Consider the following 12,722-nt stretch of genomic DNA (forward strand, 5'->3'; position numbering starts at 1 on the left):
TGCACGACGCGCCGGACACCGCGGTTCGGGTGCGGGTGTTGTGAGGGGGGCTCGATCGTCGGGAATGAAAGCGACAACTCGTAGCTTTTAGCCCACCGACTGCATTCCCTGTGCAATAGCGCCATTCAAAAAAGTGGGTGGGCAAAATGTAAGCAAATCCAAAAATGACTTGCCAAAACCGTCCTCGATACAGATTTTATGTATTGTGGCTTAGGCCATAGATTAATGGCTTATTGCCTTTAATCGCTCTGCCAATCGCAATGACCTATTGGCCAACTCAGTATCTGACATGGTTCGTATTGAACTCAAATCTTGCTTCGACGTAACATCAGCAGACATGTCAGAATTGACATTCTCGCCTGTATCTTCATCTAACTCAAAGTTCATGAATTGTATCGCGGCGGCCTCCAGCAACAACAAGTCGGCGCCGTTCAGGGGGTGTGGCCATCGATTCTGCGTTACGTCCGCTAGCAACCGTCCGAGGGCACCTTGGCAGAACAGCGAGGTAACAGACGAGCCTTGGTCGGACAAACCATTGGCCAGCGAAATCGCTGCTACAGACACGGCATGCGGTGACGGATACAATTTCCCATTTATTAGGTCCGCTTCACGATACCATGCGCGTTCTACCAATGCGTTTGCTAACTTCGCGCGAGTTAAAGGTAGTATCCACGGAATGGGCAAACATTCAAACATGGTCTGAATAATCGCCGCAGCCTTCGACTTCTTCACAGCGTCACGCGCCCAGCCAAGCATCGTTCAAACCCCGCTTTTCTCAATTGCCTACAATTGAGCATACACAAGCGTGCTGCAAGCAATGAGTGTGTCAGGTAGTGCTTCCAGTTCGGAAAAACTCCGCCGCTCTATCAGCGGCATCGACGTTATGGTGGAGCCGAGGGGGATCGAACCCCTGACCTTTCGCATGCCATGCGAACGCTCTCCCAGCTGAGCTACGGCCCCACAACGTCGGGAAGGCGGCTCAACTAGGCGGGCCGCGATGCTTTGGCAAGCGGCGTTTTGCGCTTGCCAAAGAAAACTTCCCCGCCCCGATCGAACCGACCGGGGCGGGGACAAAGCATCAGGTTTCGTGCTCGTCCGAAGGCGTCTCGACACCCAGATCCTCGTCGCCACCCAGATCGACATCGTCGTCGGCGGGGGTGTCGTCGTCCTCGACGTCCAGGTCTTCGCCCAGATCCGAATCCTCGTCCTTTTCCTTCATCGGCGCGGCCTTGGCCGCTTCGAACGGCAAGGGCTGCTTCGACTTCAGGATCGGCTCAGGGTTCCAGGTCACGCCGCATGCGATGCAGCTGACCGGGTCTTCCTTGCCAAGATCATAGAAACGCGTTCCGCATTTCGGACAGGCCCGCTTTGTGCCCCATTCCGGCTTAACCATGCCGCAAGTCGCCTTTCAGAGATGTTTGATTTCGGAAGAGTACCTTCCGCAAAGTGGAGCGCGCCTTGCCATAGCATAACCGCGCTGTCAAAAGCCCGCCGCTATGTCGCATGCCATCCCCCTGCCCGTTTCCGTCGTCGCGCGCGGCCCGCTTTTGGGCGAGGTCGTGCTGCCCGGCGATAAATCCATCAGCCACCGCGCGCTGATGTTCGCATCATTGGCGGTCGGCCGCAGCCGGATCGTGGGGCTGCTCGAGGGTGAGGATGTGCTGGCGACGGCAGCGGCGATGCGCGCGATGGGCGCGACGATCGAACGCGATTCGGACGGGGTGTGGCACGTCGACGGCGTCGGCGTCGGCGGATTGCTGCAACCAGCGCAAGCGCTCGACATGGGTAATTCGGGCACTTCGACCCGGCTGCTGATGGGGCTGGTCGCCAGCCATCCGATCACCGCGACCTTCATCGGCGATGCCTCGCTTTCGTCGCGGCCGATGGGGCGGGTGATCGAACCGCTGACGCAGATGGGGGCCGACATCACCGCATCGCCCGGCGGCCGCCTGCCGCTGATGCTGCGCGGCGTCGCGCCCGCCGTGCCGGTCGAATATGTTTTGCCCGTCGCATCGGCACAGGTGAAGTCGGCGGTGCTGCTGGCGGGGCTGAACACGCCGGGAATCACCCGCGTGATCGAGCCGGTGCCGACGCGCGACCATAGCGAGCGGATGCTGGCAGGCTTCGGGGCGGAGCTGACCGTCGAGGAAGGCCCGAACGGGCGAATCATCTCGATTCGCGGCGAGGCCGAATTGCAGCCGCAAGATATTCAGGTGCCCGGCGATCCTTCATCGGCGGCGTTCTGGCTGGTCGCGGGGTCGATCGTGCCCGGATCGGCGATCACGATCCGCAATGCCTGTATGAACCCCACGCGCACCGGCTTGCTCCAGGTGCTGCGGATGATGGGCGCCGACATCAGCGAAACCAACGCGCGCACTGTGGGCGGCGAACCGGTGGCCGATCTGGTGGTGCGCCACGCGCCGCTGACCGCGATCGAGGTGCCGGCGGACGTCGCGCCGAGCATGATCGACGAATATCCCATCCTGTTCGTTGCCGCCGCCTGCGCCACCGGGCGCACAACCGCGCGCGGGGCGCATGAACTGCGGGTCAAGGAATCGGATCGGATCGCGACGATGGCGGCGGCGCTTACCGCGATCGGCGTATCGCTGACCGAGCATGACGATGGGCTGTCGATCGAAGGTTCGGGCGGCACGGCGCTGAAGGGGGGCCTGCCGGGCGGGGCGCAGATCGCCTCGAAACTCGATCACCGTATCGCGATGAGCATGACGGTGGCAGGACTTGTCGCGCGCGCGGCGGTCAGCATCGACGATGCCAATCCGGTCGCCACCAGCTATCCCGCCTTTTTCGAAACGCTTGACGCCCTCACCCGCGCAACCGATTGACCCAAGCATGATTATCGCCGTCGATGGACCCGCCGCTTCGGGAAAAGGCACGATCGCCCGCGCGCTGTCGCGGCATTTCGGGCTGCCGCATCTCGATACCGGGCTGCTGTACCGCGCCGTGGCACAGCGGGTGATGGCCGAAGGGCTGGATCCCACGCGCGAGGCCGATGTGGTCGCGGTGTGCGATTTCAACGATCGGCTGCTCGACGATCCGGCACTTCGCACCGATGAAGCGGGGAAGCTGGCATCGGTGGTATCGGCACACCCGCTGGTGCGCGCCGCGCTGTTGCAGCGGCAGCGGCGCTTTGCCCAGCAGCCCGGCGGGGCGGTGCTCGACGGTCGCGACATCGGCACGATCATCGCGCCCGATGCCGAGGTGAAATTGTTCGTCAAGGCAACGCCGATGATCCGCGCCCAGCGCCGCCACGCCGAATTGCGCGCCAACGGCAGCAATGTCAGCCTCGACAAGGTGCTGGGCGACATCCGCGCCCGCGACGATCGCGACGCCCGCCGCACCGAAGCGCCGATGCGCCAGGCCGCCGACGCCGCACTGCTCGACACCAGCTTCCTGTCGATCGACGCTGCGGTCCAGCGCGCGATCGCGCTGGCCGATGCCCGGATAGCCAAAAAAAATGCCGATTTAGCAGCCCCAAAAGGATTGCCCGCGCCGCGTTAACCTTTCTTTCCGGCGAAGCTTATATGTGGGCTGCGGGGGTATAATGGCGCACATCGCAACGTTCTCGCAAGCCGGACTAAGACGACTGGACAGGGTCGAGCGGATTGCCCTCGCGGCGATTTATGTGTTTCTGTTATATCGTTTTATCGACAGCCTTTCGGACAACAAGTTCAACCTTGTCTATTTGGTTGCCGAAGGGCTCGTGATGATCATGGTGCTGTGCCGCCGATCGACCAACCAGATCAGCATCGCGCCTTTGGATTGGGCGGCAGCTTTTGGCGGATCCTTTATCGGCATGATGATGACGCCCAGCGATTCGCCGGCCGGTCCCGTTGTGGCAGCGGTAGCACCAGTGGTGATGTTGAGCGGCCTCGCGATCAGCATCCTGGCAAAGGTGCAATTGCGGAGAAGCTTCGGGATCGTTGCCGCCAATCGGGGTTTAAAAACGCGCGGTGCCTATGGGCTGGTGCGGCATCCGATGTACCTTGGCTATTTCCTTATCTATTTTGGTATGTTGGCGATGAATGCGACGATCTGGAACGCCGCCGTCGTGTGCCTGTGGAGCATCCTTCAATTGGTGCGGATCACGGCGGAAGAACGCCTGTTGGGCGCTGATCCTGCGTATCGGCTGCACGCTCAGCATGTTCGCTATCGACTACTGCCCGGCGTTTATTGATCGATGCTTGCCGACGCGCTTTTGCTCCTGGCGTTTACCGCGCTGCTGTTCATACCGCTCGAAGTCCTGGTTCCGATGCATCGCGACAAGGCGCTGCGACGTCCCGGATTGGCGACCGATTTGCTGCATGTTCTGCTATCGGGTTTTCTGATCCGCGCTGGATTTGCCACGAGTGTTGCAGGGATCGGCATGGCGACTGCCCATCTGGCCCCCGTAGCAATCGGGGCGACGATTCGCTCACAACCCGACTGGCTGCAATTTATCGAATTGTTCGTGCTTTCGGACCTGTGCTTTTACGTCGGCCACCGCCTTGTCCATGCCGTGCCCTGGCTATGGCGCTTTCACGCGGTGCATCATTCCAGCGAACAGTTGGATTGGTTGGCGTCGTTTCGGGTTCACCCGGTCGATCAGATACTCAACGCTTCGCTGATCGCCTTGCCGGGCATCGCGCTTGGCTTTGGCGGCGAACCGTTGCTGCTGTATGCGCTGCTATATCGCTGGCATTCGTTGCTGCTTCATTCCAACGTTCGGATCAGCCTGGGGCCACTCGACCGTCTGATAGCCACTCCACACTTTCACCATTGGCATCACGCCGATCAGATCGAGGCGCATGACCGTAATTTCGGGGGGCAGACGCTGATTTGGGATCGCCTGTTTCGCACGGCTTACGTGCCACCAAACTTGCCGGATCGTTATGGCGTGAGTGATCCCTTGCCCCGCGACTATGTCGGCCAGTTGCTCGCACCGTTTACGTCGACCGCATCAACCAAAGACCAAGGCCGCGAAACGTCGACGTTGGCAGCAGCCACTCCCGAACGCTGCTAGCTTGCTTCTGGCGGCATGGAGCGCTATGCGCGCACGGTCCGACAAGCGGGTGCTTAAGACGGGGCGGCGCGAGGATTTATCTTTCGCGCCATTATCGCGTTCAAAACGCGATACTCCTTCGGTGGCCCGCTTCTGCTGGACGTCGCATCCAGCATTCGGCTGCTGCGGCACATCGGCCGAAAGACCGCCGGAAAAACCGGCTGGCCGGAAATGAACGACACAGGAACCTGATCCTTTATGGCAACCCAGCCCAACCCTACCCGTGACGATTTCGCTGCAATGCTGGACGATATGTTCGGCGCTTCGGAAAGCTTCGAAGGCCGAGTCGTTATCGGCACCGTCACTGGCATCGAAAATGACCTGGCGGTCATCGATGTCGGCCTGAAGAGCGAAGGCCGCGTGCCGCTGCGCGAATTCGCAGCGCCGGGCCAGAAGGCCGATCTGAAGGTCGGTGACGAAGTGCAGGTCTATGTCGACCGCGTCGAGAACGCCAATGGCGAAGCGATGCTGTCGCGCGACCGCGCCCGCCGCGAAGCCGCATGGGACACGCTGGAAACCGAGTTCGCCAAGACCGCGCGCGTCGAAGGCGTGATCTTCGGCCGCGTCAAGGGCGGCTTCACCGTCGACCTCAGCGGCGCCGTCGCATTCCTGCCCGGCTCGCAGGTCGATATCCGCCCCGTGCGCGACGTCACCCCGCTGATGGACATTCCGCAGCCGTTCCAGATCCTGAAGATGGACCGCAAGCGCGGCAACATCGTCGTGTCGCGCCGCGCCGTCCTCGAAGAGACGCGCGCCGAGCAGCGCAGCGGCCTGATCCTGAGCCTGGCCGAGGGCCAGATCATCGACGGCATCGTCAAGAACATCACCGATTACGGTGCGTTCGTCGACCTGGGCGGCATTGACGGCCTGCTCCATGTCACCGATCTCAGCTACAAGCGCGTCGGTCACCCGAGCGAGATGCTGAACATCGGCGACACGGTGAAGGTGCAGATCATCCGCATCAACCGCGACACCCAGCGTATCTCGCTTGGCATGAAGCAGCTCGAGAGCGATCCCTGGGATGGCGCATCGGTCAAATATCCGGTCGGCGCGAAGCTTTCGGGCCGCGTCACGAACATCACCGAATATGGTGCGTTCGTCGAGCTGGAAGCCGGCATCGAGGGCCTGGTCCATGTCAGCGAAATGAGCTGGACCAAGAAGAACGTGCACCCTGGCAAGATCGTATCGACCAGCCAGGAAGTCGACGTCATGGTGCTCGAGGTCGACCAGGAGAAGCGTCGCATCTCGCTGGGCCTCAAGCAGGCACAAGCCAATCCTTGGGACAAGTTCGCCGAAGATCATCCCGTGGGCAGCCAGGTCGAGGGCGAAGTCAAGAACGCCACCGAATTCGGCCTGTTCATCGGCCTCGACAACGATGTCGACGGCATGGTCCACATGTCCGACATCGCCTGGGGTATTTCGGGCGAGGACGCACTCAACCTGCATCGCAAGGGCGAGACCGTCCAGGCGATCGTGCTGGCGATCGAGCCTGACAAGGAGCGTATCTCGCTCGGCATGAAGCAGCTCGAGCGTGGTGCGCCTTCGGTCGCGACCGGCGGTGAAGTTACTGGCGGCACCGGTTCGCGCGTCAACAAGAACGAGATCGTCACGGTCACCGTGCTCGAAGTCCGCGATGCGGGTCTTGAAGTACAGACCGGCGATGATGGTGCCACCGGCTTCATCAAGCGCACCGATCTTGGCCGCGACCGCGACGAGCAGCGCCCCGAGCGCTTCCAGGTTGGCCAGAAGTTCGACGCGATGGTCACCGGCTTCGATCGTTCGAAGAAGCCAACCTTCTCGATCAAGGCGATGCAGATCTCCGAAGAGAAGCAGGCTGTCGCGCAGTACGGTTCGTCCGACTCGGGCGCATCGCTCGGCGACATTCTTGGCGAGGCGCTGAAGGCTCGTAACGAGAAGAAGTAAGCAATACCCAAATAACGACGAAAGGCGGGGTGAAAGCCCCGCCTTTTTCGTTTCCGCGGCGTAGCTTGGCAGCAGCATGCCTCAGGGTTCCTACGGATTGATTCAGATCAATTATCGGGAGTATGACTGGCGTTACACAAGGGCCGGCGGAGCGACGTTGCAACAGGTGACTTGGCAGTCACGCCGCCCCGGAGAACTAAGTCATGATCCGTTCCGAACTCGTCCAGCTGCTGGTCCACGACAACCCAGAGCTGTCGGTTCGCGACGTCGAGCATATCGTGAACGTTTTCTTCGATGAGATCGTCCAGCGCCTGTCGACTGATGGTCGCGTGGAGTTGCGCGGCTTCGGGGCATTCAGCACCCGCGCCCGCGATGCGCGCAACGGTCGCAATCCGCGCACCGGCGAAACCGTCGCGGTCGATGCCAAGCGCGTCCCCTATTTCAAACCCGGCAAGGAAATGCGCCTCCGCCTCAATATGTGAGCCGCGCGCGCATCGCGATCGCGATTCGCCGACATGCTGGATGCACAGACCATCTCGACGCAGGCCATGTTGCCGCGCTAGGGCGTGTTTGCCCGGCGGACGTGGCGAAATGGTAGACGCAGCGGACTTAAAATCCGCTTGAGCAATCAGTGTGGGTTCGAGTCCCACCGTCCGCACCAGCAAACCCCGAGTCGGCCAGGGGTTGGCATCGTGTGTCGCGAGCCATAGACGGGGTCTCTCCTCGTCGGGAACGCCATGAACCGCCTGTCCGCCCGCCTGCCCCGCTGCCTCCCCGCCCACCTGCCGGTCTGCCTCGTCGCGGCTGCACTGACGCTTGCCGGGTGCCAACGTCGCCCCGATGACGTGCCCGTGGTGGTCAGCGTGATCAACGAACCCGCGGGCAATGCATCGCGCGGCCGAGTCGGGCCGACTGCCGCCTTGCTGGGTGCCACCGCACAGGGGCTGGTCCGCTTCGATGCCAATGGCCGGATCGAACCGGGCCTGGCGGCACGCTGGACGGTGATCGAGGACGGCAAAAGCTATATCTTTCGCCTCGCCGACGCCGAATGGGCCAACGGCACCGAAGTCACCGCGCGGCAAGTGGTGACCGCGCTTCGCCGGGCGGTGCGGCGCGGCGGGCGCAATCGCCTGCGCCCGTTCGTCAGCGCGATCGAAGAAATCGTCGAAATGACCCCGACCGTCATCGAAGTCCGCCTCAGCACCCCGCGCCCCGACATGCTGATGCTGTTCGCGCAGCCCGAAATGGCGATTTTCGAATCGCGCCGACTGGGTGGCTCGGGACCATTCCGGGTGCAATCGCGCGGCCCCGACGGCATCCTGCTTCGCCCCGCCTTTGACCCTTCGCGCCTTGCCGAGAGCGAGTTCGAGGAGCCCGACCCCGCCGAATATATCCGGCTGCGCGCCGAGCGGGCGGCGACGGCGATTGCGCGCTTCGGGGCACGCCAGTCCGATCTGGTCGCGGGCGGCACCTATCGCGACTGGCCCCTGCTCGAACATTCGACGGTCGCGCCGACTAATCGCAAGGTCGATTTCGCTTATGGGTTGTTCGGCCTGTCGGTCGTCTCGCGATCAGGCTTCCTCGCCACCGCCGCCAATCGCGAAGCCGTGGCGATGGCGCTCGATCGCCGCGCGCTGACCGCCGCGTTTCTGCCGAACTGGCCGATTGCCGAAAGCCTGTTGCCCGAACAGTTCGATTCAGGCCGGCCACCCGCGCAGCCCGGCTGGGCCACCGCAGACCTTGCCGCGCGCCGCGACGCGGCGACGCTTCGCGTCCAGCAATGGCGGCGCGACAATGACGATCCGGCGCCGACGCTGCGGATCGCGCTGCCCGACAGTCCCGGCGGCACGCTGATCTGGGCGCATGTCGGCGCATCGCTGGCGGCGGTCGGCATCCGGCCCGAGCGCGTGAGCGCGCGCGATGCCGCCGATCTTCGCCTGATCGATCGGTTGGCCCCCTATGACAGCGGTCGTTGGTATCTGGTCACCGCCTGCCAGCCCTGCGCCGCCGATGTCGCGCGCATCATCCTGGCGGCCCGCGACGCGCCCGATCTACTCACGCGGCGGCTACGCATTGCCGAGGCCGATGCCGCGCTTGCCGCCGACGTCGCCTTCATCCCGATCGCGCGCCCGATCCGCTGGTCGCTGGTGGCGCTGCGCCTGCGCGAATGGCGCGAAAACGCGCGCGCGGCGCACCCGTTGAATCACCTGCGCGGTAATCCCACCTAAAGGCGATGGTAAAGCCCACCCCAATGAAATCCGGTCCTTTTGCAAAGATGGGCGGCAATCTGCCGATCGGTGTCGATGCCGCATCGGTGCGGCAGCGGGTCGAGGTACTCGAACAGGCGCTGGAACGCATGTTCGTGATCCCCGGCATCAACCGCCCGATCGGCATCGATGCCATGCTTGGGCTGCTGCCGGTGGGCGGCAGCTTCATCGGCGCGGCCTTTGGCGCCTATATGATCTGGGAAGCGCGCAACCTTGGCATGGGCAAGCTTGCGATGACCCGCATGGCTGGCAATGTCGGCGTCGACTGGCTGTTCGGGTTGGTTCCGGGCATCGGCATCATTCCCGATTTCTTCTTTCGATCGAACACGCGCAACCTGCGGATCATCCGCAAGCATCTCGACAAGCATCACCCCGCGACGGTGGTGATCCAGGGATAAGTCGCGAGCGTCAGCGCGGCCCGCGCCAGATCTTCAGCGGCAGATTGGCGGCACGCCCCGCACGCGGGCAGGCGCGATACTGGAACTTGGTATCGAGACAGACCCATAGTTCATCGAGCCAACCCTGCCGGTCGGCAGTGACCTTTACCATCGCTGCAGTCATGCCGGGATTGGCGCGCGCCACAGCCTGCGCGAACTGGCCCGTCGTCAGCTTCTTCCGCCGCGACAGCGCATCCATGTCGGGATAGCGAATCCGCGCATACAGGCCGCTGGCGCGATCGAAATAGGCCGCCGGCGCGATATTCATGCAGGTGCCGTGCTTGGCATATTCATGCTGCAACAATTGCACCGAAGGCGTCGTGCACAGATTGCGCTCGATCACCCGCTGATCGAGCAAGGCCGCCGGCTGGCAATATTGCGGCCATTGCGTGCCCTGCCCGTCGGGCCACAGGCCGTGCAGCGTGAAGCCAAACCGGTTGCCGCCGCCGCACTGCATCTTTGCCGAAGCCTGGGTGCCATTCTCGCGGCAATATTGCGGGCTCCAGCTCAGCGCCAGCGTATAGCTGCCGATCGGCACCACCCGGCGCGGTTCGCGCGCGCTGGGGCCGTCGGGGCGTGGCCGCGCGATGTCGCCGGCGGGGATCGCACAGCGATAGGCTTGCGCGAGTGCTGGCATCGGCGCTGCCAATGCAAGCGCGGCGAGCCCGAGGCGCACGGGCCGCGCGGTCATTCGAACGTGTCCGCGCTGATTTCCTCGCCATCGGCGAACCATGCCCGCGCATCGGGGCGGAACAGGAAATACAGCGCCGCGATCTGCAACGCAGTCGCCACCACGCTCAGGAACCCGGAAATCCCAGGGGCCTCAGCGCCCACCGCAAAGGAATATGCCGTCGACATCAGCCCGACGATCAGGAAGATCACCAGGATCCAGCGCGCGATATTGCTGCCCTGCCGCGCGGTGAAGAACCACAGCAGCAGCGAGATCGTCAGGCTGAACACCAGCGACCCGATCAGAAACCCCGGCCCCAGCATCGCCCCATTGGGATCGCTGGCATAAGCGGCGTTGAGCGTATCCCACAGCAACAGCCAGTTGATGACGCCCAGCAGCACTTCAGCCAGATACACTTGCTCGAAGCGCACGATCGATGTTGGTCGCATGGCCGATTCCCCCCCGTTTCCCCGTTGCTACGATAGCCCAGCCGGGCCGGCATGCAACGCCTTCAATCGAGCGCGAAATCGAGGCCGATATCCGCCGCCGGTGCCGATTGCGTCAGCCGCCCGACGCTGACGAAATCGACGCCGGTCGCGCCGATCGCGCCGATCGTCTCCAGGCTGACCCCGCCCGACGCTTCGGTCGGCACTCGCCCCGCCACCAGCGCGACGGCCTCGCGCAGCATCGCCGGACCCATATTGTCGAGCAGCAGGTGAGTCGCCCCCGCTGCCAGCGCAGGCTCGATCTGGTCGATCCGGTCGACCTCGACGATGATCCGCTCGATCCCCGCCGCCACCGCGCGCTCGACCGCCGCCTCGACCGATCCGGCGACCGCGACGTGATTGTCCTTGATCATCGCCGCGTCCCACAGCCCCATGCGGTGGTTGGTCGCGCCGCCCATGCGCGTGGCATATTTTTCGAGCAGCCGAAGGCCTGGGATCGTCTTGCGCGTATCGAGCAATGTCGCCCCGCCATCGCCGATCGCATCGACATAGGCGCGCGTCATCGTCGCGATTCCCGACAGATGCTGGACGGTGTTGAGCGCCGATCGCTCGGCAGTCAGCAGCGCGCGGGCATTGCCATGCACCCGCATCAATTCGCTGCCCGCCGCGACCGATTGGCCCTCGCCCACCAGTATTTCGACCGCCGCATCGGGATCGAGCGCGCGGAAGAACGCCGCCGCGATCGGCAGCCCGGCGACGACGATCGCATCGCGGCTGTCCATCACCCCGGCAAAGCGCGCCGCCGCCGGGATCACCGCCGCCGATGTAACGTCGCCCCCCGGCCCCAGATCCTCCGCCAGCGTCGCAGCGACAAAGGCGTCGAGGTCGAAGCCGCCGTTCGCCAAACCGTCAGGCACCCGACACCCGAAACGGTCCCAGGTCGCCCAGCCCCACCGTCCCGCTCGCCATCTCGAGCATCCGGTCGAGCGACACCTTGGCCTTGAGCCGCATATCCTCGGGGATCTCGATCCGCGGCGTCAGGTCGCGCAGTGCGACGTAAAGCTTCTCGACGGTGTTAAGCGCCATATACGGGCAGATATTGCAGTTGCAGTTCCCATCGGCCCCCGGCGCGCCGATGAAGCGCTTGTGCGGCACCGCCTTTTCCATCTGGTGGATGATGTGCGGTTCGGTCGCAACGATCAGCGTGTCGCCGGTGAAGTTTTCGGCAAAGGCGAGGATGCCGCTGGTCGATCCGACATAATCGGCATGGTCGATCACATGCGGCGGGCATTCGGGATGCGCCGCGACCGGCGCGTCGGGATATTGCGCCTTCAGCTTGAGCAATTCGGTTTCGCTGAACGCTTCATGGACGATGCACACGCCCGGCCACAACAGCATGTCGCGGCCCATCTTGCGGTTGATATAGCCGCCCAGATGCTTGTCGGGGCCGAAGATGATCTTCTGGTCCATCGGGATCTGGCTGAGAATCTTCTCCGCCGACGATGAGGTGACGATGATGTCGGACAGCGCCTTCACCTCGACCGAACAGTTGATGTAGGTCAGCGCGATGTGATCGGGATGCTGCGCGCGAAACGCCGCGAACTGATCGGGCGGGCAGCTATCCTCCAGGCTGCACCCGGCGTCCATATCGGGCAGGATCACGGTTTTTTGCGGGGACAGCACCTTGGCGGTCTCGGCCATGAAGCGCACGCCGCAAAAGGCGATGACATCGGCATCGGTATCCGCCGCCTTGCGGCTGAGGTCGAGGCTGTCGCCGACGAAATCGGCCAGATCCTGAATCTCGGGCTTCTGATAATAATGCGCCAGGATGACCGCGTTGCGCTCCTTGCGCAGCCGGTCGATCTCGGCGAGCAGATCGACGCCCCCAAGCGTGCCGCCGATGCCGTTGCGTGCGTCCAT

Annotated in this window: 14 protein-coding genes and 2 tRNA genes; 9 read left to right on the plus strand and 7 right to left on the minus strand. The window is 63.4% G+C overall.

All coding sequences use genetic code 11. The features are described 5' to 3' along the window. Positions 1 to 222: 222 nt before the first annotated feature. The 3 genes from QU44_RS18250 to QU44_RS11425 form a co-directional block, all read right to left on the minus strand. A complete protein-coding gene (locus tag QU44_RS18250; RefSeq protein WP_156141112.1) occupies positions 223 to 756 on the minus strand; it encodes a hypothetical protein in 534 nt (177 codons plus the stop codon). Between the two features lie 128 nt (positions 757 to 884). Beyond that, positions 885 to 960: transfer RNA gene (locus QU44_RS11420), tRNA-Ala, on the minus strand. Between the two features lie 118 nt (positions 961 to 1,078). Beyond that, positions 1,079 to 1,393, minus strand: a complete 315-nt coding sequence (locus QU44_RS11425; RefSeq protein ID WP_033922319.1) for an FYDLN acid domain-containing protein — start codon at positions 1,391 to 1,393, stop codon at positions 1,079 to 1,081. Between the two features lie 103 nt (positions 1,394 to 1,496). Here QU44_RS11425 and aroA point away from each other — a divergent pair, with 103 nt between their 5' ends. The 9 genes from aroA (at position 1,497) to QU44_RS11470 (ending at position 9,647) form a co-directional block, all read left to right on the plus strand. After that, positions 1,497 to 2,843 carry a 3-phosphoshikimate 1-carboxyvinyltransferase gene (gene aroA, locus QU44_RS11430; protein ID WP_033922320.1) on the plus strand — a complete coding sequence of 449 codons (1,347 nt, stop codon included), beginning with the start codon at positions 1,497 to 1,499 and terminating at the stop codon, positions 2,841 to 2,843. Positions 2,844 to 2,850: 7 nt separating this feature from the next. Next, positions 2,851 to 3,519, plus strand: coding sequence for a (d)CMP kinase (gene cmk / locus QU44_RS11435; protein ID WP_052134726.1), 669 nt, complete (start codon positions 2,851 to 2,853; stop codon positions 3,517 to 3,519). Positions 3,520 to 3,562: 43 nt separating this feature from the next. Continuing rightward, on the plus strand, positions 3,563 to 4,195 hold the full coding sequence (locus QU44_RS17485) for a methyltransferase family protein (RefSeq protein ID WP_081988001.1): 633 nt from the start codon (positions 3,563 to 3,565) through the stop codon (positions 4,193 to 4,195). 3 nt (positions 4,196 to 4,198) lie between these two features. Then, positions 4,199 to 5,020: a sterol desaturase family protein gene (locus tag QU44_RS11445; RefSeq protein WP_052134730.1), complete on the plus strand. Its 822-nt coding sequence runs from the start codon at positions 4,199 to 4,201 to the stop codon at positions 5,018 to 5,020. 237 nt (positions 5,021 to 5,257) lie between these two features. Next, positions 5,258 to 6,982 (plus strand): 30S ribosomal protein S1, encoded by a 1,725-nt coding sequence (rpsA, locus tag QU44_RS11450; RefSeq protein WP_033922321.1) that lies wholly within the window; start codon positions 5,258 to 5,260, stop codon positions 6,980 to 6,982. Positions 6,983 to 7,185: 203 nt separating this feature from the next. Next, positions 7,186 to 7,464, plus strand: coding sequence for an integration host factor subunit beta (locus QU44_RS11455; protein WP_033922322.1), 279 nt, complete (start codon positions 7,186 to 7,188; stop codon positions 7,462 to 7,464). 95 nt (positions 7,465 to 7,559) lie between these two features. Beyond that, positions 7,560 to 7,643, plus strand: a tRNA-Leu gene (locus QU44_RS11460). A 76-nt stretch (positions 7,644 to 7,719) separates the two neighbouring features. Continuing rightward, positions 7,720 to 9,210 carry an ABC transporter substrate-binding protein gene (locus QU44_RS11465; RefSeq protein ID WP_081988002.1) on the plus strand — a complete coding sequence of 497 codons (1,491 nt, stop codon included), beginning with the start codon at positions 7,720 to 7,722 and terminating at the stop codon, positions 9,208 to 9,210. Between the two features lie 23 nt (positions 9,211 to 9,233). Beyond that, the gene (locus tag QU44_RS11470) at positions 9,234 to 9,647 is read left to right on the plus strand and encodes a DUF4112 domain-containing protein (RefSeq protein WP_052134731.1); all 414 of its coding nucleotides are present in this window, start codon (positions 9,234 to 9,236) and stop codon (positions 9,645 to 9,647) included. A 10-nt stretch (positions 9,648 to 9,657) separates the two neighbouring features. Here QU44_RS11470 and QU44_RS11475 read toward each other — a convergent pair whose 3' ends face one another. The 4 genes from QU44_RS11475 to nadA all read right to left on the minus strand — a co-directional run bounded on the left by QU44_RS11475 (position 9,658) and on the right by nadA (position 12,722). Beyond that, on the minus strand, positions 9,658 to 10,377 hold the full coding sequence (locus QU44_RS11475; RefSeq protein ID WP_033922324.1) for a ribonuclease T2 family protein: 720 nt from the start codon (positions 10,375 to 10,377) through the stop codon (positions 9,658 to 9,660). Then, positions 10,374 to 10,805, minus strand: a complete 432-nt coding sequence (locus QU44_RS11480) for a hypothetical protein (RefSeq protein WP_033922325.1) — start codon at positions 10,803 to 10,805, stop codon at positions 10,374 to 10,376. The genes QU44_RS11475 and QU44_RS11480 overlap by 4 nt, the downstream gene beginning before the upstream one ends. A 62-nt stretch (positions 10,806 to 10,867) precedes the next feature. Further along, positions 10,868 to 11,719, minus strand: a complete 852-nt coding sequence (gene nadC / locus QU44_RS11485) for a carboxylating nicotinate-nucleotide diphosphorylase (protein WP_231621720.1) — start codon at positions 11,717 to 11,719, stop codon at positions 10,868 to 10,870. Continuing rightward, positions 11,712 to 12,722 (minus strand): quinolinate synthase NadA, encoded by a 1,011-nt coding sequence (nadA, locus tag QU44_RS11490; protein ID WP_033922328.1) that lies wholly within the window; start codon positions 12,720 to 12,722, stop codon positions 11,712 to 11,714. The genes nadC and nadA overlap by 8 nt, the downstream gene beginning before the upstream one ends.

This window comes from Sphingomonas sp. 37zxx (assembly GCF_000786205.1).
GTDB lineage: Bacteria > Pseudomonadota > Alphaproteobacteria > Sphingomonadales > Sphingomonadaceae > Sphingomonas.